Source organism: Sedimentibacter sp. (assembly GCF_038562225.1).
Lineage (GTDB): Bacteria > Bacillota > Clostridia > Tissierellales > Sedimentibacteraceae > Sedimentibacter.
Map to the genome: position 1 here is coordinate 104,883 of NZ_JBCFAS010000002.1, position 23,302 is coordinate 128,184.

At 43.3% G+C, this 23,302-nt stretch carries 22 protein-coding genes, 1 riboswitch and 1 other annotated feature; of the genes, 7 read left to right on the top strand and 15 right to left on the bottom strand.

Annotation, left to right across the window (positions count from 1 at the left end):
• Window positions 1–26 precede the first annotated feature (26 nt).
• On the bottom strand, window positions 27–920 hold the full coding sequence (locus AAGU76_RS07120) for a copper amine oxidase N-terminal domain-containing protein (protein ID WP_342484781.1): 894 nt from the start codon (window positions 918–920) through the stop codon (window positions 27–29).
• Window positions 921–1,018: 98 nt separating this feature from the next.
• Window positions 1,019–1,102: riboswitch (cyclic di-GMP riboswitch) on the bottom strand.
• Between the two features lie 153 nt (window positions 1,103–1,255).
• Between AAGU76_RS07120 and AAGU76_RS07125 the strand changes: the two genes are divergently transcribed.
• Entirely contained in the window at window positions 1,256–2,212 is a 957-nt protein-coding gene (locus AAGU76_RS07125) for a D-2-hydroxyacid dehydrogenase (protein WP_342484782.1), read from the top strand.
• Between the two features lie 29 nt (window positions 2,213–2,241).
• Here the strand turns inward: AAGU76_RS07125 and tlp are convergent, their stop codons facing one another.
• From tlp to AAGU76_RS07185, 12 genes are all read right to left on the bottom strand, one after another.
• Window positions 2,242–2,475 carry a small acid-soluble spore protein Tlp gene (gene tlp, locus AAGU76_RS07130; RefSeq protein ID WP_342484783.1) on the bottom strand — a complete coding sequence of 78 codons (234 nt, stop codon included), beginning with the start codon at window positions 2,473–2,475 and terminating at the stop codon, window positions 2,242–2,244.
• A 263-nt stretch (window positions 2,476–2,738) separates the two neighbouring features.
• Window positions 2,739–3,602 (bottom strand): radical SAM protein, encoded by an 864-nt coding sequence (locus AAGU76_RS07135; RefSeq protein WP_342484784.1) that lies wholly within the window; start codon window positions 3,600–3,602, stop codon window positions 2,739–2,741.
• Window positions 3,603–3,830: 228 nt separating this feature from the next.
• The gene (locus tag AAGU76_RS07140) at window positions 3,831–4,019 is read right to left on the bottom strand and encodes a DUF1540 domain-containing protein (RefSeq protein ID WP_342484785.1); all 189 of its coding nucleotides are present in this window, start codon (window positions 4,017–4,019) and stop codon (window positions 3,831–3,833) included.
• Between the two features lie 105 nt (window positions 4,020–4,124).
• Window positions 4,125–4,829 (bottom strand): HesA/MoeB/ThiF family protein, encoded by a 705-nt coding sequence (locus AAGU76_RS07145; protein WP_342484786.1) that lies wholly within the window; start codon window positions 4,827–4,829, stop codon window positions 4,125–4,127.
• On the bottom strand, window positions 4,829–5,053 hold the full coding sequence (locus tag AAGU76_RS07150) for a MoaD/ThiS family protein (protein ID WP_342484787.1): 225 nt from the start codon (window positions 5,051–5,053) through the stop codon (window positions 4,829–4,831). Before AAGU76_RS07150 ends, AAGU76_RS07145 begins: the two co-directional genes overlap by 1 nt.
• Window positions 5,054–5,063: 10 nt before the next feature.
• The gene (locus tag AAGU76_RS07155) at window positions 5,064–6,788 is read right to left on the bottom strand and encodes an aldehyde ferredoxin oxidoreductase C-terminal domain-containing protein (RefSeq protein WP_342484788.1); all 1,725 of its coding nucleotides are present in this window, start codon (window positions 6,786–6,788) and stop codon (window positions 5,064–5,066) included.
• A 101-nt stretch (window positions 6,789–6,889) separates the two neighbouring features.
• On the bottom strand, window positions 6,890–7,219 hold the full coding sequence (locus AAGU76_RS07160; RefSeq protein WP_342484789.1) for a thioredoxin family protein: 330 nt from the start codon (window positions 7,217–7,219) through the stop codon (window positions 6,890–6,892).
• A 77-nt stretch (window positions 7,220–7,296) separates the two neighbouring features.
• Window positions 7,297–8,676, bottom strand: coding sequence for an FAD-binding oxidoreductase (locus AAGU76_RS07165; protein WP_342484790.1), 1,380 nt, complete (start codon window positions 8,674–8,676; stop codon window positions 7,297–7,299).
• Between the two features lie 116 nt (window positions 8,677–8,792).
• Window positions 8,793–9,773: an electron transfer flavoprotein subunit alpha/FixB family protein gene (locus AAGU76_RS07170; protein ID WP_342484791.1), complete on the bottom strand. Its 981-nt coding sequence runs from the start codon at window positions 9,771–9,773 to the stop codon at window positions 8,793–8,795.
• Window positions 9,774–10,580: an electron transfer flavoprotein subunit beta/FixA family protein gene (locus tag AAGU76_RS07175; protein ID WP_342484792.1), complete on the bottom strand. Its 807-nt coding sequence runs from the start codon at window positions 10,578–10,580 to the stop codon at window positions 9,774–9,776. It lies immediately after the preceding gene.
• A 49-nt stretch (window positions 10,581–10,629) separates the two neighbouring features.
• Window positions 10,630–11,790, bottom strand: coding sequence for a hypothetical protein (locus AAGU76_RS07180; protein ID WP_342484793.1), 1,161 nt, complete (start codon window positions 11,788–11,790; stop codon window positions 10,630–10,632).
• 119 nt (window positions 11,791–11,909) lie between these two features.
• Window positions 11,910–12,140 (bottom strand) — a binding site (T-box leader).
• Window positions 12,141–12,295: 155 nt separating this feature from the next.
• Complete coding sequence (locus AAGU76_RS07185) at window positions 12,296–14,566, bottom strand: FAD-dependent oxidoreductase (protein WP_342484794.1); 2,271 nt, start codon at window positions 14,564–14,566, stop codon at window positions 12,296–12,298.
• A 162-nt stretch (window positions 14,567–14,728) separates the two neighbouring features.
• Between AAGU76_RS07185 and AAGU76_RS07190 the strand changes: the two genes are divergently transcribed.
• Entirely contained in the window at window positions 14,729–15,652 is a 924-nt protein-coding gene (locus AAGU76_RS07190; protein ID WP_342484795.1) for a LysR family transcriptional regulator, read from the top strand.
• A 204-nt stretch (window positions 15,653–15,856) separates the two neighbouring features.
• Window positions 15,857–16,057, top strand: coding sequence for a cold-shock protein (locus tag AAGU76_RS07195; protein WP_342484796.1), 201 nt, complete (start codon window positions 15,857–15,859; stop codon window positions 16,055–16,057).
• A 43-nt stretch (window positions 16,058–16,100) separates the two neighbouring features.
• Here AAGU76_RS07195 and AAGU76_RS07200 read toward each other — a convergent pair whose 3' ends face one another.
• Window positions 16,101–17,432 carry a DEAD/DEAH box helicase gene (locus AAGU76_RS07200; protein ID WP_342484797.1) on the bottom strand — a complete coding sequence of 444 codons (1,332 nt, stop codon included), beginning with the start codon at window positions 17,430–17,432 and terminating at the stop codon, window positions 16,101–16,103.
• A 126-nt stretch (window positions 17,433–17,558) separates the two neighbouring features.
• Entirely contained in the window at window positions 17,559–18,173 is a 615-nt protein-coding gene (locus AAGU76_RS07205; RefSeq protein WP_342484798.1) for a DUF1836 domain-containing protein, read from the bottom strand.
• Between the two features lie 134 nt (window positions 18,174–18,307).
• On the opposite strand from AAGU76_RS07205, the gene AAGU76_RS07210 reads away from it, so the two are divergent.
• The 4 genes from AAGU76_RS07210 (at window position 18,308) to AAGU76_RS07225 (ending at window position 23,245) form a co-directional block, all read left to right on the top strand.
• Complete coding sequence (locus AAGU76_RS07210; protein ID WP_342484799.1) at window positions 18,308–18,946, top strand: hemolysin III family protein; 639 nt, start codon at window positions 18,308–18,310, stop codon at window positions 18,944–18,946.
• A 151-nt stretch (window positions 18,947–19,097) separates the two neighbouring features.
• Window positions 19,098–19,604 carry a MarR family winged helix-turn-helix transcriptional regulator gene (locus AAGU76_RS07215; RefSeq protein ID WP_342484800.1) on the top strand — a complete coding sequence of 169 codons (507 nt, stop codon included), beginning with the start codon at window positions 19,098–19,100 and terminating at the stop codon, window positions 19,602–19,604.
• Window positions 19,601–21,325 (top strand): ABC transporter ATP-binding protein, encoded by a 1,725-nt coding sequence (locus tag AAGU76_RS07220; RefSeq protein WP_342484801.1) that lies wholly within the window; start codon window positions 19,601–19,603, stop codon window positions 21,323–21,325. Before AAGU76_RS07215 ends, AAGU76_RS07220 begins: the two co-directional genes overlap by 4 nt.
• Before the next feature lie 78 nt (window positions 21,326–21,403).
• Complete coding sequence (locus tag AAGU76_RS07225; protein ID WP_342485700.1) at window positions 21,404–23,245, top strand: ABC transporter ATP-binding protein; 1,842 nt, start codon at window positions 21,404–21,406, stop codon at window positions 23,243–23,245.
• Window positions 23,246–23,302 lie beyond the last annotated feature (57 nt).

A 23,302-nucleotide genomic window follows, 5' to 3' on the forward strand; every position in this document is an offset into this window, starting at 1 on the left:
GCCAGAACCCTTAAAGAGGAGGAGATTTATTCAATAGTTATTGTTTCCAGTTCCTGATCCCATTCTACTGTAAGTCCCAGCTGTTCAGCTATGAAACGCAGAGGAACCATTGTTCTGTTGTTCATTATTTCTGCCGGAACATCGATTGCGGCCTCTGATTCATTAACTGACACGGTTCCCTCGGCCAGGCTGAATACTATGACCTTGCCGTCCTTTGTTATTGTCACAGTCTGTTCTTCACTGTTGTAATCAACGTCTGCTCCCATGGCCTCGGAAATAGCCCTTACCGGTATCAGCGTCCTGCCTTCCTTTATTACCGGAGGAGTGTCAAACTTTGCATTTCCTTTTAGGAACAGAACATTTTCCACAGGAATAACTTCAATGCTTCCCAGGCTTGCTAAGCTTTCGGATACCTGTGCAAGCTCTTCAAGCTCTTCTGCAGTATACTTGTTTCTTACAATCTCCTGCATTTCTGCTATTTTAGACTTAAGCTGCAACTTGTATTCATTTTGCTCAATTTTAAGGTTCTGAAGCTGAAGCTTAAGTTCTGCTATTTTTGCTTCATCGCCTGCTGCTTCGGCTGCTTCAAGCTGTGCTTCAACTTCTTCAAGCTTGGCTCCAACTTCGTCCTTCAAAGATTCGATTTCATTTTTGTCGGCTTCTACAGCTGCCTTGGCTTCTTTCCAAGATCTGTCCTTTACATTTCCTTTTCCTGTTCCCTCTTCCGTGTCTTCACCATCTGTCTCTGCAGTATCTTCGTCAATGATGTCATCGGAATCTTCTGCTTCAACCTGGATGTCATCTGCAGCTGCTTCGTTTGTTTGTGTGTCACCATTTAGATCTTCCCCAAAAGCTACAGTTGGAAAAACTAGTGTTAACAGAAGTGCTAAAATTAATGATACTTTTTTTACGTCTTTCATTTTTAGATCTCCTTTTCTAATGTCCCAAAGGGTAATTTTTGGACGAAAAAAGCTCTGAATGGGTCGCCAAACAGAGCTAATACTCACGTATTTGCAAATTTGGTAACCCGGCTACCTTGGTCATGACCTTAAGGCCCGTGGCTTTGCGTCCCCGATTTTCACCGGGTTTGCCTTTATCAGTTCGCTAATTTATTCCATAAGTGGATTATATTCCATTAATAAAATTTTGTCAACCAAATTATTACGTTTTCATGGATTCCACAATTTAATTGCATTGAAACCAGATGTTTGATACAATTTCAGTATTAAAAGTTAAATCACGTATGGAGAATAATATGAAAATAGTAGTTTTGGATGGATATACACTGAACCCCGGAGATTTATCCTGGGATAGAATAATGGAACTAGGCGTCGTAACCGTTTATGACCGCACACCTGAAGAACTGACTGCAGAAAGGATCGGAGACGCTGAAATAGTTCTTACCAACAAATCTCCGGTTACAAGAGAGACCATGGAAAAATGCAGCAATCTGAAATTCATAAGCGTTCTTGCAACAGGTTACAACATCGTTGACACAGCTGCTGCAAAAGAAAGAGGCATTGTCGTTTCGAACATACCCACTTATGGGACTTCATCAGTGGGACAGTTCACCATAGCCTTGCTGCTTGAAATATGCCACCACATTGGTGAACATTCTATATCCGTAAAAAACGGAGACTGGACCAACAGCAAAGATTGGTGTTACTGGAACTATCCTCTCATGGAACTTGACGGAAAAACCATGGGAATAATAGGTTACGGAAAAATCGGACAAAAGACAGGTCAGATTGCACAGGCAATGGGTATGAAAATTCTTGCCAACGCATCACACCCAAATCCGGAACTCGAAAATGAAAACGTTAAGTATACAGACCTTGACACACTAATGGAAAATTCAGACGTCATAGTGCTTCACTGCCCGCTGACTACGAAGACACAGGGAATAATAAACAAGGACAACATTAATAAAATGAAAGACGGCGTAATAATAATCAACGATTCAAGGGGGCCACTGATTGTGGAGGAAGATTTAAGAGACGCTCTTAACAGCGGAAAGGTTGCAGCTGCTGCCTGTGACGTTGTTTCCACGGAGCCGATAAGAAGTGACAATCCCCTGCTTCAGGCAAGGAACATGATTATAACGCCACACATAGCTTGGGCACCGATTGAAGCAAGAAAAAGACTCATGGAATACACCTATGGAAACATTGAAAAATTCGTGGAAGGAAATCCTATAAACGTAGTTAATTAGAGAAAGCTCCTCGTGGAGGAGCTTTTTTGTTACTTGTATCCGTTTTTCTTGTCTATGGCTTCGTCTCTTATTTCTTCCCTCATACCCTTCACTGCCTGTTCTCTTCTCTGATTTTTGGCGATCAGGTCCTGTCTGTCCTTTGAGTTCTCGACATTTTTTATGAGATCTTTTGTTTCCCTGTAGTTGGCGATTGTATTATCAATGTTGTTTTGTATTCTGTCAACATTGTCTCTTCTGTCATCCGGTTTTGGATCGTTTTTCATGATTGTCTCCTTTCGTTTCCCTTTTTTATTATTTCTTGAGAGACGCTTATTATTCTAAGGAAAAATTTGCAATTGAATTTTTTTTTAAATTTAAAAGCTGCTTGGGAATTTCCAAAGCAGCTTTTAAATTTACATATAAGAAGATTTATTATTTTATGAAGCTCACCTGTTTGCTTATCTTCTGGTAGCCAAAATTAAGTTGGGTGTCAACTTATATCGAAAGAATAAAGGCCGCCGGAGCAGCCTTTTGAGTTGACATCTTATTACAGCGTGTCATATTCCATTGGAATGAAATTACCGCTGTCTCTTAATACTTTCAGCCTTGTAACCAGCACGTCCTTGTCCCTGTTCAGGGTACCTGCCTGGTTGACGTGGTTTGATACGTGGTTTGCCCTGAATATACAGTCTTCAAGCTCCATATTTTCCAGCATCAATATGTTTTCTTCAAGAACCTCCATGGGTGACAACATTTGAAAACTTCCTTTTCTTATATCCTCTGCCAGCTCGGATTCCTCTTCAACCACCAGCCGCAGCAGCGAGAAATAGTGGGGATTGATGGCTGAAATAACCTTCGCTGATTCCAGTGCATGCTCATGCATCATTTCCTTGCCGCCAAGTCCGGAAATTATCATGCAGGAAAGCTTGAAGCCTGCCCGAATAGCCTTTTGTCCTGCTTCAATCATCTGAGATTGGTTAACGCCTTTATCCATAAGTGATAGAACCCTGTCTGAGCCGCTTTCCACTCCCATGTACAAAAGCTCTATGCCTGCTTCTCTTACTGATTTAAGTTCCTCTTCGGACTTTCTCAATATATCCAGCGGTCCGGAATATGAACTGATCCTTTTTGCATTCGGGAATTCCTTCTTTATGTAATCAAGCATCTCAAGAATTTTTTCCGTCTTTAGGCAAAGCACGTTTCCGTCAGCGAGAAATATTCTTTCCGCATGACTGTAGTGTGGTTTAAGCCACTCTATATGCTCCTTGAGCTCCCTGTCTGACTTCATCCTGAACTGCTTACACTTGTACATGTAGCAAAACCTGCATCTGTTGTGTGAGCATCCTTCAGTTACCTGTATAATAAGGCTTCTTGCCTCGCTTGGAGGCCTGTACAACGGCATTGAATACATTATAGTCTCCTTCCAAAGTAAGTAATTATATTTATTATATACCAGAACCAGAGTTTTTCAATTAAATTTTCTGTAAATTCAGCAAGGAGCCAATAAAGAGGAAAACTTTCCTCCAATAAAAAATTGTTCCCGCAAAGGAACAATGATTATGACCGATCTATTCTTAATTATAGAATTTGATGTTTGTCAATTTTTGCCTTTGAAAGGAACAATTTTTTAACTTTTTAGCTATGACATGCTTTGGTTGCCGGGCGTAAATGTAGCACAGTCTGTTTCTCTGGCTGTCTTTGCATCGCGGCTCTGAACTTCTATTTTCTGTGCATTGCAGTGGTCTCCCTGTGCATAATAGTAACATGTGTTAACAACACATTTGATACCTGGATTGTGTTGATCCATTTTTTGAACTTTGCCTTCCATGTTGGTCTCCTTAAAATATATTGAAAAGCATCAACACTTTTCTAAACTATTATGCCCCCGCTGCAGTTTTTTATAAGCATTGTCTTTTTATAAATTAAGGTAATTTTACTTTGAAATTTCAAAAGTTTCAAATTCCATGAACAAAAGGTCTGCCTGCAGCCAGGAATTTCTAAGGGCAGGTTCTCTTCCCACTGCAATCTTCACGGCTTCAGCAACAGCAAGACTTGAGACAACCCACGGTGTGAAGGCAGGATTACCCCAGGACTTTTCAACACCCCTGTCGTTTTCCTTACCGTCCTTGAATAACCTGAGCACGCTGTAATCCCCGGGAAAGCTTACTCCCATCATTCCAAACCAGCCTGCTATGCCTGCGTACACCAGCGGCTTGTTGAGTCTGTGGCACGATGCTTCCAGGTCAATGCGCCTTTGGATGGAGTCAAGAGCGTCACATACAAGGTCGGCTCCCTGAAAAATGGTGTCTGCATTGTCTTCGTCAAACCAATCGTCCACCAAAACCAGTTCAACCTCTGAATTTACCTTCTGGAGCCTTGTCTTTGCTGCTTGCACCTTCTTGGTACCGATATTGTCTTCTGTTGAAAAAAGCTGCCTGTTAAGGTTACTTTCAACAAATGTATCGCCATCCACCAGTATGAGCTTTCCTACTCCCAGCCTGGCAAATTCCTCGGCCATGGTTCCTCCCAAACCTCCGCATCCTACAATGGCAACCGTTGTCTTTGAAAGCTTCTTCTGATCTTCTTCTGATATTGTCTTGTAGTTTCTTTCATACCTGGGAGGGAGCCTTGCGCTCATCAACCTCCTCCTACCGGCGGAAACAATGACAGTGTGTCTCCGTTGTTCAGCTTCTGGTCAAAAGCGGCGTCCCGGCCGTTCACCAGGCAAATTTTGACTTCTTTTTCAGGGATGTTGTACCTGGAAATCACATCCTTGACCTGGGTATTTTCATGTACGTCTGCCTTTTCTTCCTTAAAACGTCCGTCTCTGAGAGTGGCAAACAATTTAACGTTAACTTCCATACTGCCTCCTTTAAAACATAAGAACCCTGTCGAGCTCTTCGCCTGTTATATCCCATACTGCGTTATGCGGCGGTATGGGCTCCGACACAAATTCAGGCAATCTGTCATCATTGCTGGTAAACCCTGCACGCCTGTTGAAGTCCTTTTCAATCCTTAATACGTTCATGCCGTATTCATTCCAGTCTTCCTTTGTCCACTGAGTTCCGTACTGGGCGTTTATCATGTCGAGAAGTGCTGCAAAAACCTCGTCAAAGTCCAGAACAGCAAAAGATACAAACAAACACAGCCCTGTGCTGTCTATTGCAGCCGTGGCTATCTGAAGATCTCTTGAAAGCTCTGTCTGACCTTCTTTTTTAAGCGGATCCAACGAGCCGCCGACCTTCAGGATATTAGCAGTCACCGAGTATCCCGCCGTATGGTCGGCTCCCATGGGAGTGGTTGCATAGGTTACTCCTATTCCTTTCACCGCTCGGGAATCATATGCCGGCATGGTCTGCCCCTTAACTGTGGGTACGCGGCTTACACCGTATGCCTTTCCTGTAAAATCCGGGCCGTTTCCCAAAATTCTCCCAAGGGGCGTACCGTTTTTTATTTCATTTTTTATAAGGTTCAATATTCCTTCGCCGTCGCCCCAGTTCAGCAATCCTGCCTCCATGGCCACCATCATGGTGCCGGCTGTATCTATTGTATCAATGCCTATGTCATCGCACTGGTGGTCGATGTGAGCTATGATGTCAAGATCGTCAACCATGCAGCCTGCGCCGAACCCCCATATGGTCTCATATTCGAAGCCTGATGTGATATAGCTGCCGTCCTTGTCGTTGTAAGTCTGTGAGCAGCGTATTACGCAGCCCACGTGGCAGCCGTGGGTGGTGTCGCCGTTTCTTGCCACAATGTTGTCATACATGGTTTCTCCGCAGATTTTTTCTGCTCCTTCAAACCTGCCCATGCGGTAGTTCTTGGTGGGAAGTCCGCCTGCCTCGTTAAGGATGTTTACGAGCACGTCCGTACCATACTTAGGAAGTGCTTCCCCACTGACAGGATGCCTTAAAAGGCCCTTGTTGAAAATCTTCGCTGCCTCGTCAAATTTTTTCTTGTCCTTTATGTCTATTCCATCGCCGTCGTTATCGTCAAGGGAGATGAACTTTATTCGTTTGGATCCCATAACGGCTCCTAGACCTCCCCTGCCTGCGCTTCTCAGGTGTCCCTTTGGGTCCTTAACAGAAATATTGGCCATGGACATTTTGTATTCGCCTGCCTGGCCTATGGTCATTATACCGGTATTTTCACCGTATCGTGAGGTTATTGTTTGTACAACCTCGTAATTTCCCCTGCCCATCAGCTCAGTCTCTTCCTTGATGTTGACGCCGTCCTTGTGGACATGGATTGTATACCATTTGTCATCCTTGGGCATTCCTTCGATGATAAGTGCTTTAACGCCCAGCTTAGCAAGCCTCTGAGCTGCTGTTCCTCCTGAATTGCTCTCCTTTATTCCGCCGGTCAGTGGACTTTTTGCTCCCACGGAAAGCCGTCCGGAATTGGCAGCCTTGGTACCTGCAAACAAACCCGGAGCAAACACAAGCTTGTTTTTGCTTCCCAATGGATTGCAGGTTGGGTCAACTTCTTCGGAAATAATGGATGAAGTAAGACCTCGTCCACCCAGCAGCTTCCATCTTTCAGGAACTTCTTCAGCAGAGAACGTGAGATTTGTCATGTTTACCCTGTAAATTTTCAAGTAATTGCCTCCAATCATTTTTGTAAACTTATTTTGCCCCTGCAAATACCTGCTATACAAAATCAAGCTGTCAAATTATGAAAAAAAAAGAGCCTGCGGCTCTATTCTTCAAAAAACAATTCATAGTATCTTGATATCTTCTCATCAAGGTCAGGAACGCTTATGAACCGTGCCTGACGTATGGCTTCACGGCCTTCAATGAAAAGGATGATTCCGGGAATTGTAAAAATGCTGTTTGAAGCTGCAATATCAGGAGACTTATCCACATCCACCTGCACTGCATTTATGTGAGGATACATTGAAAGCATCTCTTCTATTTTTGGTTTCAAAGCACTGCACACGCCGCAAACTACACTTCCGAAATAAACCATAGTCATGCTGCTGCAGTCAATTACATTTTTCAGTTCTTCATTTGAATAAACATAGTTCATATTAGCCTCTCACGTCGGCAGAATAAATGCCGCTTTCTGTATATTATACACCGGACAGCGGCATTAAAAACATTATTTTACAGAGCGGTACCTGGATTCAGAATGTTGTTGGGGTCAAAAACATTCTTGATGGCCTTCATAATCTGAAGTTCCTTTTCTGTAAACTGCATTTTGAGTTTTTCGTTTCTTACCTTTCCTACGCCGTGTTCTCCTGTGATAGAGCCCTGGCACTGGATAACAAGCTTGAAAATTTCATCTGATATTTGGTCGTAGCATTCAGGTTTCGAAGCATCCTCTGTAAGAATGCTGTTGTGAAGGTTTCCGTCGCCGATGTGTCCTATGGTGGATATTTCTACACCATACTTGTTGTTTATGTTCTTGATTCCTTCCATGTACCTGGAAAGATTTTTCATGGGGATCGCGGCATCGATGGCATCAACAACCATCTTGTGCATGCTTGGATACACATGGCTTCTTATTTCCAGAAGCGTCCTCTGCTCCTTGGAACTTTCAGCCACAAAGCTGTCCAAGGCGTTGTTTTCATCGCAAATTCCCACTATTGTCTCATACATCTCGTACAGGTCATCTTCTTTTCTTTCTGAAACGATGAAGTACAAGTCAACATTTCCAACGTCAGAAGGCCATGTCATGCCAATGTCTTTTGCAGCTCTTAAAATTGCTGTTTTTTCCATGTACTCCACGGCAAGCGGTCTTATTCCTGCTTTGAACATTTCTGTTACCGCCTTTACGGCATCCTCTTCGTTTTCAAATGAAACCAGAAGGCTTCCCGTATACTTGTCCTTTGGTTTGATTGACAGAGTAGCCTTTGTTACTATCCCCAATATTCCTTCGCTGCCTATGATCAGGTCCTTGATGTCAAGGCCTGCATTGTTCTTTATGAGCTTTCCTCCCGCATGAATTATTTCACCTGTGGGAAGCACAACCTCCAGCGCCTTTACCTGGTCTCTCATGACTCCGTATCTTACGGCTCTTACTCCGCCGGCATTCATAACAACCAATCCGCCTACCTGAGCACCCTCATCGCCGGGATGGATGGGGAAGTACAAGGTGTCATGCTTGCTGAAATGTTCACCTATCTGCAAAAGTGTAACCCCTGCTTCGCACTCCACGGTCATGGAAGTCTCGTCAACCTCTATAATCCTGTTCATTCTTTCCATTGAAACAATGATGGTAGGCATTATGGCAACTGCTGCGCCCGAAAGGCTTGTGCCTCCTCCCCTTGCCATGACCGGAAGTTTGTTCTCATTGGCATACTTCATTATTTCAGATATTTCTTCTGCAGTAGAAGGCTTAACCACTATGCAGTCCGTACAAACCTTTGGCTTTACCGCCTTTTCAGTTTCATCTTCGCAGTAGCTTGCAACTTTGTCAAGGTGGGAAACCACATAGTCCGCTCCCACAATTTCCTGCATCTTCTTTATGATAATATCGTTCATGATTCCTCCATATTTCAATACTTAAAAAAAAGTAGTATTTTCATTATAACTCTGGCTTATTATACCTTTAAAATTTCACAATACTGACATAACTAATAATTCTTAACTCTTAATTTTTAATTCTTAATTGCTCTTATAAGTTCCGGGATGATTTTATACATGTCCCCTACTATGGAATAATCGGCCACGTTGAATATGGGTGCCGACGGGTCATTGTTTATTGCTATTATTACATCAGATTCCTTCATGCCGGCCAGGTGCTGCGGTGCTCCTGAAATGCCGCATGCAATGTAGACTGTGGGTTTAACCCTGCTGCCGCTGTATCCCACCTGATGGGCTTTAGATATGAGACCTGTTTCCACCAGTGCCCTTGATGCACCAACCTGTCCTCCCAGAAGATCGGCAAGTTCGTTTATCATTTTTAGGTCTTCCGCGCTTTTTACTGCAACTCCTGCAGAAACAACCACATGGGCATCTGCAATGTTAATGTCCTCAATTGACAATTCTTCCAGAACTTCAACAGTATTTGAACTGCTCAATACCGCTTCCAATTTAATGATTTCACCTGTCCTGGACTGATCTCTTGAAGCTTCTTCGAACTCCTTGTACCTTACTGTAGCCATCTGAGGATAGTTGTCTGACTTTATGTGTGCCAATATGTTTTCACTGAACGCCGGCCTTATTTGTACCAGCTTCATGTCATCATCTATCTTAAGGTCAGTGCAGTCTGCAGTAAGACCGGTTTCCAGCATGGCTGCAACTCTTGGCGCAACACTTCTCCCGAAGGATGTAGCTCCGAACAGGCATATTTCAGGTTTTAACTCTCCGATAAGCTTCACGAGATTTCCAGCGTATGCAATTTCATCAGGAACGCTGAAGATTTTTTCGTCACATACGTGATAGACGGTGTCTGCTCCCCTGTAAATCAGTTCGTTTACGTCTGTTTTATCCGGTCCCAGCACTGCAGCCATGAGTCTGCACTGAAGTTTCTCTGAAAGTTCTCTTCCTTTGCCAAGCAGTTCATATGCAACCTTGTGTATGGCATTTTTGTTTTGTTCCGCGAAAACCAAAACTCCGCTGTATTCCTTAACTTCCATTTAAACCTCCTGCTTCAGCACCTTTTGTGATTTTAAGACGTTTATCATTTCCGATATCGCTGTGCTGTCGTCATTCTTGAATGTTTTTCCTTCTCTTTGCGACTGTGAAGGAACTTCTATTTTTTTAACCTTTGTGGGTGAGCCTTTTGCTCCCATTTTTGTTTCATCTGTAAAATCTTTAAGATCCTCGGCAGACCACTTTGTAATTTCTGCCTTTCTTGCCTTCATTTTGTTTTTAAAGGAAGGAAGCCTCGGTACGTTCACATCCTTGGTCACAGTCATAAGCAACGGATACCTGCCTCTTTTGAGATACAGCCCTTCCCACACACTGCAGACCACATCGATGGATTCTTCTGAATAGCTTCTTATTTCTTCAACGCTGCTTATGTGCGGAATGTTCAATAACCCTGCAACTTCCGGACCAACCTGTCCGGTGTCTCCGTCAACGGTCTGGATGCCTGCTATGACCAGGTCGTAATCCCCAATCTTTTTTATGGCTGCTGACAGTATTCCTGATGTTGCTTTCACATCAGAACCGCCGAACTTCATGTCGCTTAAGAGAATTCCTTCATCAGCTCCTCTGGCGATTGCTTCCCTTAATGCTTCCTCCGCCTGGGGAGGTCCCATGGAGAGCGCAACTACCTTTGCTCCCGTGTTTTCTCCTATCTGCAAAGCCGCTTCAAGGGCATTCAAATCAAACGGATTTATTTCAGTTCCTGCAGAGGACCTGTCTATTCTCCCTTTCTCCCTGTCAAACCTGACCTTTTCCATGTCCGGTACCTGTTTAATAAGCACTATGATTGTCATTTCTTCCTCCTTTAAAAAATGCAGCGAAGCGTACGCTTCGCAGCATTGTCTAAGCAGATTTTTCTTTTCTGCCTCTTATGTTTCCTACTATTATTACCGGGAACAAAACTACGAATATTGCGAAGTATCCCAGGTACTTGTAGCCGATGTTCACTATTGACGCAATGCCGAATGTGGACACCATTACGTCCAAAACAAGCATTGTCATTACAATGAGTATGTTTCTTGACTTTTCTGTTTTAATTCTCTTTACCATATATTCCTTGCTTCCGTATCTGGCAACCAGAGCGAATGCAAAACCGATTATTGTTGAAAGAGATGCCATGATGACAAACACCACATACACACTTTCAAGTATGGGGTATCCGATCTGCTGAACGATGTAGTAGTTCGGCAGAAGACTCTTGATGGAATCAGGCTGGTAAGCGAAGTTTACAATAACAATTGCAACCAGCATCAAAGAGTTTAATATTATTCCGAGTGTTGCTGACATCATTGATTCCTTCTTGCTCTTGAGACCCTGTGAAACCGATATGCAGTTTCCTATATTTCCTGTGGTCTGGAAACCAGTATAGGTAATTGCAAGCCATATAGCTCCTTTATGTGAGTAATCTGATGTATTTGAAGCTGCCCAGTTGGCACTGAAGGCTCCTGCACTTGCATTCAGTCCAAGTACAACCAGCATGGCTATAACAACAAGTATTCCCACAGTCAGAGCCGTTGAGGCCGCCTTAACCAGCTCTGCACCGTAAATTACTAGAATCACAGAGATGACAACCATCATTACTGTTCCAACCCACATATTCAATCCGAAGAACTGTTCCAGAAGCTTTGCGCTTGTAGCTATGCAAAGGCCCGGAGCCAGAAGCGATGTGACTAGGAAAGATATTTCAAAAAATGCGCTGAATAATTTCTCATAAGGATGAAAGAACTTGTTTGTAAATGACTTGAAGTCATGAATCTTGTGAACCCTTGAATATTCCAAAGAATAATACATTGCCAAGCCTAGAAGTGCCATAGCCAGAACCGGAGTTATGATACCCCATTTCCCGTAAGACGCAAAGTACGTTGCAACCTGCTTACCGGATGCAACCCCGGGTCCTGCATGTGTGCCGAACCAAACTGCAGCAATTCCCACAAATGGAGGAACAACTGATTTTTGCTTAGTGATCTGATTTGTTTCAGTTTGACCTTGAATTTTAGTTTCCATATTCATTCTCCTATTGAAATAATTTAGAAATTAAACTCTGCGCATAGTTTAATAAATAATCGGAATTAAAAAAATCTTTCATTCCTATAAGCACATTTACATTTGAATGCAACTGTGCTTATAGGGACGAAAGATTCGCGGTACCACCCTAGTTATGATATAGTATCATCACTCTTCGAAGTCTGTTAACTTCTAGCCCTGTAACGTGAGTTCACGCACCCGCCTACTCGATTTCCTTTAAGCGGATTTGCTCAGCAGTGAATATTCCATATTTCTTGCATTGTTGGCTTTCACCTTACCCAACTCTCTGATAATGTTCAAAATATCTTTCTCTGCGTCAACGCATTTATTTATATTAATTGAGATAATATAATAAAAAATAATCTTTGTCAACTGTTTTTTTTGCAGTTTTTAAAATCATCCGGCAAGCTGTACGCCTTTTGCGGAAAGTTTTTTTATGCGTTTTCAAAACAAAAACTGCGGCCTGGCCGCAGTTTTTTGATTATTACCTGTTTATTGCCGCAACAGCATTTTCTGCAGCAATTCTTCCGGAATTGAACCCCCATGAAAGTGCGATACCTGATACGTTTGTGTATCCTTTTCCATCCATTATGTTGCCTATGGATTCTACTCCGGCTGCATAAAGTCCGTCTATGAGTCTTCCTTCCGTATTCATAACCTGAAGGTTAGAAGCAGTTTCAACGCCTCCAACAGTGCAGTATGCAACTGTGGTTCCTTTTACGGCATAGTAAGGTCCCTCGCCAAGAGCATTCAGCTCGCTGACAGTCTTACCGAATATTTCATCCTTGCCCGCGGCGCAGGATTCATCATATCCTGCAACGTTCATCTTCAATATTTCTGGATCCATCCCTGCCTTTTCTGCCAGCTCTTCAAGAGTGGCTCCCTTGAATGCCAGGTTTTGAACAACTGCAGCATCCAAAACTGCCTGTATGTTGGTCATGGGCACATCTTTGCCGGCGGTCTGGTACTGGAAGCTGAATGCCATAGGGTCATACTGCTGACCCACTGCGCCTGTTCCCTTTTGTGCAATGGCATCAACCTGTTTCTGTGAAAGCAGTGCGTAGTAGTAAGAGCCTTGTGCTGCATGCGTCACTGAACCTCTTGTCATGTCCGTATCCTGAATTTCTTCGTTCATGAAGCGCTCACCGTTTCCGTTTACCTGCAGAAGTGCCGCACTTGTAATAAGAGAATACGGTATCGTTCTGTCAAATCCGTTGAAGCCTGTTACCTCACCCGGAATGCCTATGGCGTGGGTGCATATGGCTGTATCATTGTATTCATTGGCACCTGCTTCAAGCATCATATTGAGTCCGGAACCGTCATTTTGCCTTACTCCCAGCAGATTGTACACAGCTCCCAGCTTTTCCTGCATCATTTCCTGATTGCCGCCGAAACCGCCTGTAGCCATTATGACTGCCTTGGCGTTTACAGTAACCTTCGTTCCGTCATATTTTTCTGCAATCACACCGGTTATCTTTCCGTTGGAATCTGTTATCAATGATTTTGCTGTGGTTTCCATCAATACAGTATCAACCTTGCTTGCCAGGTTCTCAAAATAATTCCTTACTTCCAGTCCCATGTAAGGCAAAGACGTGTAGCATGTGAGGGAAGTCTTGCCGTGAGTTTCTGCAAACCATCCTGTATCGGGCACAAGGCTCATTCCGTTTGCATTGAGCCAGTCAAATGTTTCAGCCGACTTATTGAGCAGCTGGCTGAATAGGGCTCCCTTAATGGACCAGTGCATAAGCTCGTCATAATGGTCATAGTATGATTTAACATCCGCTTCAAGTCCCAGTGCCAGTTGAGCATCCGTATTCAGGGCCATTGGTCCCGCGGACAGTCCGCCTGTTCCTCCAAGCCTTGCAGATTTTTCAATAAGAACAACTTTGGCTCCCAGCTCCTTGGCCTGAGCAGCTGCAGTTGTTCCTGCGGTTCCTCCGCCTACGACCACTACATCACAGTCATAAGTTTCTTCGGCAGTGTTTTTTGCAACAGTCCTGTTGAATGCCTCAGGATCTGCACCGGCTTCCTTCACGGCATTTTTCACTGCTGCCAGCGCTCCGTTGCTGCTGGCCGTTGCCCCTGTAACTGCATCAACGCTCAATGACTGAGCCTTTATGATTCTTTCGGGAAGTAACGTTTCAACGTCGTGAAAAATCTGGTCCAGTTCCCTTACAGCTATGTTTTGCATTATGTACATAGGCTGGTCGGGTTTAATGGTGCTGTCCTCATTTGTTGTGTTTTCCAGTTTTATCTTAAGTATTTCATTTTCGGATACGGTTACCGTGGCAACTATTATACCGCTGTAGCCATTTGCCGAACCCGTGTAGGTTCCCGGCTTCATTTTAATTTCAGCTGTTTCCTGTATTCCGGCAGCTTCATTGAAAACTTTCTTTGCTGCTGACAAAACAGCCTGGCTGGTGTATGTAGCTCCGGATATGCTCTCCACATCGGCTGACTTTGCCTGAAGTATGGCAGCCTGCAGAGTTTCTGCGGCTTTTCCTCCGATGTCCTTTGTTTCATCAGGCGCTGATACCGTCAGTTCAACCAACTCATCACCCTTGAATTTGCCTGTTACGGTCACTGTTCCTCCGAAGCCCTTGCTTTCTGACGTATATGTTGTTTCCTGAACCTGCTTTGGTTCATTTTCAGTCTTTGCAGCCGAAGTTTCTTCAGTCTTTGCGCAGCCAAAAAGAGAAAATATTAACAAAGCACAAAGCAAAAGGCACAAGCCTTTCTTACCTGTTGATTTCATAAAATCTCCACCTTTTTATAAAATTTTAGTTGTTACTTCTATAGATTAATTGAAAATTGTTCAGCTGTAAAACACATATTTGTTAAATAAATTACAACTAAAATTTGTAGCTGATGATGAAAAATAATAGTATAATATTATAAAAGCATATAAGGAGAAATTATGGACATCAGGACACTGCAGCTTTTCCTGGAAACCTGCGAATACAAAAACATTTCCAAGGCGGCAAAGAACCTATACATATCGCAGCAGGGGCTCAGCAAGGCTATAAGCAAACTGGAGGAGGAATTCGATGCCCCCTTGTTCAACCGTAACGCAGGTGGCCTAGAGCTGACAGAATACGGTGAAATCTTAAAAAACTACGCAATAACAACATTGGAACAATATCATCTGGCAATACATCACATAAGGCTTGCCAAAAATTCAAGCAAGGAAACATTGTCAATAGGCTATGCCGAAGGAATTTTTTTCATGCTGCCGAAAAACTTCATCAGCAACTTCATGAGTTCCCACCCTGAAGTAAATGTATTATTCAAAAAATATCCGGACTTGAAGTGCGAACAGGCGTTGCTGGCCAACGAAGTGGACATGTGCATCTGCACCGCCCCATACAACGAGAAGGAATTCAGATCTTCATTGTACTGCAGGGCAGAAATATTTGCCGTCATCAACAACCAGCATCCCCTGTCCTCCTGCGATTTCATATGCCTCAGCGACCTGAAAAACGAGCGTGTGATTGCCCTGAGTGAAGATACAAAGCATTATGTGCCTTTTACGGACAGGCTGAAATCCTGCGGAGTGCTGCCCAAAATTTTCATCAATCCTGCTGAAGTCAACATTCAGTCGGATTTGTGCAGCGCCAACATGGCCATAGGTTTCTTTTCAGGCAACAGGGAACACATGCCTTCAAATGTTTCACTGGTGCCTGTCAGGGATCTGGATGTGTATTCAAACTTTCACGTGCTCACCCTTAACGGCAAGGAAATTACAGACTCCATGAATGAATTTACAGACAGCATTCAGAATGCTATGGAGAGCCTCAATTGCCTTGAAACCAAAATAGCCTGGACCGAAAGATACGAATAGTTTATTAATATATTTTTTAAAAATAAATTTAAAACACTGTTGACTTATATGGATGCATGTGTTATAGTAAGCAGGTATTACGGATGTATTTATAGATTTCACATGTTTTTAGAGATTATATATATGTTAAGTGTATATGATTTGTAAAAATATGTGAATTTTTTATTTGCAGCAGGAATATAATAAAAAATTAGGAGGTACCTCATGAATAAAGGTACAGTAAAATGGTTTAACGCAGAAAAAGGATTTGGATTTATAACAAGAGATAACGGAAAAGACGTTTTCGTTCACTTTTCAGCTATCCAGGGAAATGGATACAAATCACTTGAAGAAGGTCAGGCAGTGAGCTTTGACATAACTCAGGGAAACAAAGGCGAACAGGCTACAAACGTAAATATTATATAACTATAACATAACAACAAAAAAATCGGGGCAACCCGATTTTTTTTTATCTTGCTCCCCTTTTAGAGCTTGATTTTGCTCTGCTCTTTCCTGGACCTTTGTACGAGGTTGACTTAGAGGATTTTTTATATCTTGATATTTCTGCTTCAAATTTTTCGACTTTTTCGCTTCTCCCAATTTTTTCAATCTTTTCGATTTTTTGTCTGCCTTTTTCCTTGGCAGTAATGGCCGAGGCTGAAGTTTCAACCATGGGATAGGGATGTTCCGCCACCACTCTGATTGTTTTCTTGATTAATTTCTGTATATCCTTAAGGTAAGGCTTTTCTTCATACTCGCAGAATGATACGGCAGTGCCGGACATGCCTGCCCTTCCCGTTCTTCCTATTCTGTGGACATACGTTTCAGGCATGTTCGGAATATTAAAGTTTATCACGTGTGACAGTTCGTTTATGTCAATGCCTCTTGCTGCAATGTCAGTTGCGACCAGCACGCTGATTTCCCCCTTCTTGAAGCTGTTCAGAGCATTTTGCCTTGCCCCCTGGGATTTGTCTCCGTGAATGGCGAGAGATTTGATGTTTTTTGAAGCCAACTCCTTTACAACCTTGTCTGCTTCATGCTTCGTACGCGTGAAAACAAGAGCTGAAGAAATGTCATTCTTGCTGAGCAAATCGACAAGAAGCTTCTTTTTATTGTTCCTGTCCACAAAATATACATATTGGTCTATTGCTTCTGCCGCAGATGAAACAGGAGCCACAGCCACCTTTACGGGATCCGACAGAATTGTATTCACCAGACTTGAAATCTCCACTGGCATGGTGGCCGAGAAAAGCAAGGTCTGCCTTTTATCCGGTATAACGGAAATTATTTTCTTCACATCGTGGATGAAACCCATGTCAAGCATGCGGTCTGCTTCATCCAGCACGAATATCTTCACATTATGCAAATTCACCAGTCTTTGACCGATTAAGTCCATAAGCCTTCCGGGTGTGGCAATCAACACGTCAACGCCTCTTCTCAGGGCATCTGACTGCGGATTTTGCGAAACGCCTCCATAAATCGAAAGGTACTTCAAACCGGCGTATCGTCCATAGGCTTTAAAACTGTCTTCAATTTGCACTGCAAGTTCTCTTGTGGGTGTTAGAATCAGGGATTGTATCTGTCTTTGACTGTTCTTGTTCCTGTTTTGATATATTTGTTGAATTATGGGCACTGCAAATGCTGCAGTCTTGCCGGTGCCAGTCTGGGCGCATCCCAGCAGATCTCTTCCTTCAAGCACTGACGGAATGGATTGTTCCTGTATGGGAGAAGGCTTTTCATACCCTTCGTCCTTCAAGGCCTTAAGAATTGGTTCAATTACATTTAAATTTTCAAATTTCATATTTTAACTTTCTCTTTTCTGTTTCCAAAGCATATATGCAACTCAGTTATACACATTTCAGAATCTATTTTATTTATCAACTTATAATACCTTAGTTAAATAAAAAAAGCAACATAATTGCTTTTTTTATTTAATCGTGTCCTTATTCTTCTTTATATGCTTTTTTGTGTGAAGACTACTTTCTTTGTCCCTACCGTCCAAAAGCCTTTCAATTATGACCTTGTATGTGTTCGCCCTTGAAGCAAGAAGCATTATGAAGAGAAAAAGAATTTCATCGTCCTTATAATCTTCCTTAAAATTGTCGAATAGACTGTTGGACAGCTCTTTAAGCTCACTTTCTATTTTTTCTTCTTCACACTTTTCCGCTGCAAGGAATACATTGTAAAGAGAGCTCATTTCCTCCAGATTAAAGTGGCTGTCCAGATAGTTTTTAAGCACAATCTTTGCATCGTCCAGAGACAGTATCTGTTTTAAATAAAAAATATAAATTATGGCAATAATATGCTGCGGGTAATATTTCTTGTTTTCAGGCTTCGGAATCATGTTACTCTTTACATAGTTGTTTATCATGGACTTGGTAAGTATTTTGTCGTCCTGATTACGCTTGTAGCATTCAAGGTTTTCATTCATGAATGTCAGCACCTGGTCCATATATAAGTTAATGTTAGGTATTTTGTGACCTTCCACCTGATTGAGGAAATTGTCATCATCCAAAAATTTCAGCAGTTCTTCCAGTTCCATGATTATTCTCCATTTATTTTATATGGACATTATATAGCAATAAAAAATAAATTACAAGATACTGTTGACATACATCACGAAAGAGCATATTATAACCATATTAGGTAGTTTTCAATACTACATAGGAGGTAAGAATGAATACAGATAAAAAGGAAATAACCAGCGCACTCACCCATCTCGGAGGGGCGGTGTTCGGAGTCGTGGGAACAATCCTTCTCATGACCGCTGCCAACAACTTAATGACAGCTGTGGCATATTTAATATTTGGCTTGAGCATGATTTTGCTGTATTCGGCCAGCACAATCTATCATTTCATAGACAAGTCGAAACAAAGAGCTAAGCTTATCATGCGTAAGCTTGACCACATAATGATTTTTGTTTTGATCGCAGGCACCTATACGCCCGTCTGCATGCTTGTTCTCAACAACACTGCAGGCTACAATCTTCTGACGCTTGTGTGGACCATCACATTCATGGGAGTATTTCTGAAATTGTTCTGGATCAAGGCTCCAAACTGGGTAAGTTCACTGTTGTACATAGCCATGGGTTGGCTGGCGGTTCTTGTTCTGTCACCGCTGGCAAAAAGCATGCCCCCTGAAGGAATGTTCTGGCTTGTTCTGGGAGGTATCTTCTACACCATAGGAGGAACCATCTACGGAATAAAGAAGCCGAACTTCAAAAACCCGTACTTCGGTTTTCACGAGCTGTTTCACCTGTTTGTACTGGCAGGCACCTTCTGCCACTTCATGATGATGTACTTTTATGTGGGATAAATTTTGAGCAGCCTTTAGCTGCTTTTTTATTTTTTGCAGCAAATTATATATTTCTGCTTGACTTTATGTGACTACAGGTTTATCATATGTAATTGTTAAACGGTTAATAGTTAAACAGTTAATTATTAACTGTTAACTTAGGAGGTGGATAATGAACAAAAATTTCATAGAAGTAGGAGTCCGGATTAAAAAGCTGAGTCTTCTGCGCAGGATTGAGTTAAACAAAATTTGCGCCGAAGCTGGTCTTTATCCGGGTCAGATTCACATACTGGAGTTTATAAGGATCAAGAACGGCTGCACCCAGAAGGAAATTGCAGATGCCCTGGGAGTGACGCCAGCTTCCATAGCGACGTCCACCAAGAGGCTTCAGAAAGCCGGCCTGGTGGAAAAACAGGCAGACAAGGATAATCTCAGAAACAATATGCTTTCAGTCACAGAAAAAGGACTGGTGCTGGCAGAAAAGTGCCACGAAGGCTTTGACCAGCTGGACAACAAGCTGTACAGCGGTTTCTCTGAGGAGGACCTGACAAAACTGAAGGGTTATCTGGATAGACTGATTAACAACATAAGCGAAGGCAAAGATGTCGGACTGGACTTCTTTACAATGGCAGCCTTGCGTAACAAGGCAGAAAATCAACATCAAGGAGTGAACAAATGATAAAAAAAATTCTGCCATGCCTTGGAGAGTACAAGAAATACGCCCTGCTGGCACCGGTTACGGTAATAGGAGAAGTAATTCTTGAAGTATTCATACCATTTTTGATGGCAAAAATAATTGACGTGGGAATTTCAAACGGTGACGTGGGCTACATAGCAAAAACAGGAGCCCTCATGGTCTTCATGGCTTTGATTTCTCTGGTGTTCGGAGCATTATCCGGACGATTTGCCGCAATGGCCAGCACAGGTCTGGCTGCAGGCTTAAGAAAAAAACTGTTTTACAAAATACAGGATTTTTCATTTGCAAACATGGATAAATTCAGCACAGCGTCTCTGATCACCAGACTGACCACAGATGTGACAAACACTCAGACCGCATTCATGATGATAATCAGGATGCTGGTTCGATCTCCCATAATGCTGGTGAGCGCCACAGTGATGGCTGTATCCATCAATGCTAAGCTTTCACTGGTGTTTCTGGTGGCCATTCCTTTCCTTGGAACTTCCATAGTTCTCATCATAAGAAGGGCACTTCCGAACTTTCAGAAGATGCTTGAGAGGTACGACTCCATGAATGCATCTGTACAGGAAAACCTGGTGGCCATCCGCGTAGTAAAGGCATTTGTGCGGAGGGACTTCGAAAACGAAAAGTTCGAGGATGCTGCTGCAGCCCTGAGAGCTGCACAGCTTAAGGCTGAAAAGCTCATCATAATGAACATGCCCATCATGATGTTCACCATGTACGCATGCACTGTTCTCATTGTATGGTTCGGAGGAAACTTCATAATTGCAGGCGACATGCAGACAGGAGAGCTGTTCAGCTTCATAAGCTACATTTCTCAGATACTCATGTCTCTGATGATGATTTCATTTGCATTCGTGGGCATAGTAATGTCCAGGGCTTCCGTAACAAGAATCGTGGAAGTGCTTGACGAGGAACTTGACATAAAGAACAACGAAAAAGGAGAACCACAGGTTGAAGACGGCTCCATAGTCTTTGACAATGTAAGCTTCAGCTACTCAAAAAACAAAGACAACCTGACTCTTTCCAACATTAATCTGACAATAAACTCGGGAGAAACCGTTGGGATAATCGGAGGAACAGGTTCTGCCAAGACCACCCTGGTTCAGCTCATTCCGCGCCTTTACGACGTATTGGACGGACGTATTCTTGTGGGCGGCCACGATGTCAGGGATTACCGCCTTGACACCCTTAGAAATGCCGTATCCATGGTTTTGCAGAAGAACGTGCTGTTTTCCGGAACCATTAAGGACAATCTCCGTTGGGGCAACGCAAATGCCACAGACGAAGAAATTATAGAAGCCTGCAAAGCTGCCCAGGCTCACAGCTTCATAAGTGAAATGCCTGAGGGCTATAAAACTGATCTTGGCCAGGGCGGCGTGAACGTGTCCGGCGGGCAAAAGCAGAGGCTTTGCATAGCCAGGGCTCTTCTTAAAAATCCAAGCATAATCATTCTAGATGATTCCACAAGCGCCGTGGACACAGCAACGGACAGCAGCATAAGAAAGGCTTTCAAGGAAAATCTCAGCAGCACAACAACCATAATAATAGCTCAGCGAATTTCTTCAGTAAGCGAAGCAGACAAGATAATAGTCCTGAACGACGGTCAGATAGATGCTGTTGGAACCCACGAGGAGCTGTTAAGAACAAACAGCATTTACAGGGAAGTTTATGAATCTCAGCAGAAGGGGGTGGCTTAAATGGCAGGAGAAAGAGTGAACCAGGTCCGTCACGGCGGTCCGGGAGGAGGTCCAAGGGGCTTTGCAAAGCCCAAGGACATGAAAAAAACAATGAACAGGCTGTTGAAGTACCTTTTGGACTACAAGCTTCAGCTGATATTCATAGTAATTGCCATCATGGGCAGTGCACTGTCAGGCGTGGCAGGAACGTACTTCTTAAAACCCATAATAAACGATTACGTGGTGCCGTTCGTAGGCCGGGAAAATCCGGACCTGTCAGGCTTCATCAGGATGATAGGTATGATGGTGGCCATCTACGCAGCCGGCATCGTATGTTCCTACACCTACGGAAGGCTCATGATCACTGTTTCCACAGGTACCATGAAGAAAATCAGGGTGGAAATGTTCAGGCACATGCAGGATCTGCCCATAAAATATTTCGACTCACGCACCCACGGAGAAACCATGAGCCGTTTCACCAACGACACAGACACGCTGAGAGAAATGCTCAGCCAGGGACTTCCACAGTTCATTTCATCAACAATATCCGTAACAGGTGTCTTCGTCATGATGGTATTACTGAGTCCGGCACTGACAGCCCTCGTCATACTCATGTTTTTCGTCATGATTTTTGCCGTGAAGAAAATCGGCGGCAAAAGTGCAGCATACTTCAAGAAGCAGCAAAAGGAGCTAGGAAAATTCAACGGATTCATAGAGGAAATGATTGAAGGACAGAAGGTCGTTAAGGTGTTCAGCCACGAGGACAAGGTGAAAAAGGAGTTCGACGACATAAACGAGAACCTGCGAATGGCCGCCAGCAGCGCCAACACATTCGCAAACATACTGATGCCGATCATGGGAAATTTGTCCTACGTGCACTATGCCCTCACTGCCACAGCCGGAGCCGTGCTTGCAGTAAACGGATACATGGACCTGGGAACAATCGGTTCATATCTTCAGTACACACGTTCGTTCTCCCAACCCATAACTATGATATCACAGCAGCTTAATTCAGTGCTAACGGCTCTGGCAGGAGCTGAAAGAATATTTGCCCTCATGGACGAGCCCGTTGAAGTAGACGACGGCTACGTTACTCTGGTGGATGCAGTCATAGATGAAAACAAAAATATTGAAGAAGCATCACACAGAACAGGCACATGGGCGTGGAAGCATCCCCACAGCGACGGAACCATAACATATACCGAAGTGAAGGGAGATGTTCGTTTCGAGGATGTGACCTTCGGCTACGAAGAAAGCAAAACCGTTCTGGACGGCATAAGCCTTTTTGCAAAGCCAGGGCAGAAAATAGCCTTCGTGGGTTCAACAGGAGCAGGCAAGACAACCATAACAAACCTCATAAACCGCTTTTACGATGTGCCTGACGGCAAAATCCGCTACGACGGCATCAACATAAACAAAATCAAAAAGGATGACCTGAGGCGGTCCCTTGGAATGGTTCTTCAGGACACACACCTGTTTACGGGAACAATCATGGAAAACATACGCTATGGAAAGCTGGATGCCACAGATGAAGAAGTTATTCAGGCCGCAAAACTTGCCAACGCACATTCTTTCATAAAGCACATGCCTGAAGGATACAATACCGTACTGACATCCGACGGAACAAACCTGAGCCAGGGACAAAGACAGCTTCTGGCAATTGCAAGGGCCACCGTAGCCGATCCGCCGGTACTGATTCTTGATGAAGCCACCAGCTCCATTGATACCCGTACAGAATCGCTTATAGAAAAGGGAATGGACACCCTGATGCACGGAAGGACGGTTTTCGTCATTGCTCACAGGCTTTCAACCGTAAGGAACTCCAATGCCATAATGGTGCTTGAACACGGAAAGATAATAGAAAGAGGAAACCACGAAGACCTCATAGAACAAAGGGGCAAGTACTACCAGCTTTACACAGGAATGTTCGAGCTTTCGTAATCAAATAAGTGAAAAGAAAGATGCTGAAAATTCAGCATCTTTCTTTATTGGATTAAA

What these genes read in the sequence shown, in the direction of transcription:
- AAGU76_RS07120 (WP_342484781.1), bottom strand. Translation starts at nt 920, where the DNA reads ATGAAAGACGTAAAAAAAGTATCATTAATTTTAGCACTTCTGTTAACA.
- AAGU76_RS07125 (WP_342484782.1), top strand. Translation starts at nt 1,256, where the DNA reads ATGAAAATAGTAGTTTTGGATGGATATACACTGAACCCCGGAGATTTA.
- tlp (WP_342484783.1), bottom strand. Translation starts at nt 2,475, where the DNA reads ATGAAAAACGATCCAAAACCGGATGACAGAAGAGACAATGTTGACAGA.
- AAGU76_RS07135 (WP_342484784.1), bottom strand. Translation starts at nt 3,602, where the DNA reads ATGTATTCAATGCCGTTGTACAGGCCTCCAAGCGAGGCAAGAAGCCTT.
- AAGU76_RS07140 (WP_342484785.1), bottom strand. Translation starts at nt 4,019, where the DNA reads ATGGAAGGCAAAGTTCAAAAAATGGATCAACACAATCCAGGTATCAAA.
- AAGU76_RS07145 (WP_342484786.1), bottom strand. Translation starts at nt 4,829, where the DNA reads ATGAGCGCAAGGCTCCCTCCCAGGTATGAAAGAAACTACAAGACAATA.
- AAGU76_RS07150 (WP_342484787.1), bottom strand. Translation starts at nt 5,053, where the DNA reads ATGGAAGTTAACGTTAAATTGTTTGCCACTCTCAGAGACGGACGTTTT.
- AAGU76_RS07160 (WP_342484789.1), bottom strand. Translation starts at nt 7,219, where the DNA reads ATGAACTATGTTTATTCAAATGAAGAACTGAAAAATGTAATTGACTGC.
- AAGU76_RS07165 (WP_342484790.1), bottom strand. Translation starts at nt 8,676, where the DNA reads ATGAACGATATTATCATAAAGAAGATGCAGGAAATTGTGGGAGCGGAC.
- AAGU76_RS07170 (WP_342484791.1), bottom strand. Translation starts at nt 9,773, where the DNA reads ATGGAAGTTAAGGAATACAGCGGAGTTTTGGTTTTCGCGGAACAAAAC.
- AAGU76_RS07175 (WP_342484792.1), bottom strand. Translation starts at nt 10,580, where the DNA reads ATGACAATCATAGTGCTTATTAAACAGGTACCGGACATGGAAAAGGTC.
- AAGU76_RS07180 (WP_342484793.1), bottom strand. Translation starts at nt 11,790, where the DNA reads ATGGAAACTAAAATTCAAGGTCAAACTGAAACAAATCAGATCACTAAG.
- AAGU76_RS07185 (WP_342484794.1), bottom strand. Translation starts at nt 14,566, where the DNA reads ATGAAATCAACAGGTAAGAAAGGCTTGTGCCTTTTGCTTTGTGCTTTG.
- AAGU76_RS07190 (WP_342484795.1), top strand. Translation starts at nt 14,729, where the DNA reads ATGGACATCAGGACACTGCAGCTTTTCCTGGAAACCTGCGAATACAAA.
- AAGU76_RS07195 (WP_342484796.1), top strand. Translation starts at nt 15,857, where the DNA reads ATGAATAAAGGTACAGTAAAATGGTTTAACGCAGAAAAAGGATTTGGA.
- AAGU76_RS07200 (WP_342484797.1), bottom strand. Translation starts at nt 17,432, where the DNA reads ATGAAATTTGAAAATTTAAATGTAATTGAACCAATTCTTAAGGCCTTG.
- AAGU76_RS07205 (WP_342484798.1), bottom strand. Translation starts at nt 18,173, where the DNA reads ATGGAACTGGAAGAACTGCTGAAATTTTTGGATGATGACAATTTCCTC.
- AAGU76_RS07210 (WP_342484799.1), top strand. Translation starts at nt 18,308, where the DNA reads ATGAATACAGATAAAAAGGAAATAACCAGCGCACTCACCCATCTCGGA.
- AAGU76_RS07215 (WP_342484800.1), top strand. Translation starts at nt 19,098, where the DNA reads ATGAACAAAAATTTCATAGAAGTAGGAGTCCGGATTAAAAAGCTGAGT.
- AAGU76_RS07220 (WP_342484801.1), top strand. Translation starts at nt 19,601, where the DNA reads ATGATAAAAAAAATTCTGCCATGCCTTGGAGAGTACAAGAAATACGCC.
- AAGU76_RS07225 (WP_342485700.1), top strand. Translation starts at nt 21,404, where the DNA reads ATGAAAAAAACAATGAACAGGCTGTTGAAGTACCTTTTGGACTACAAG.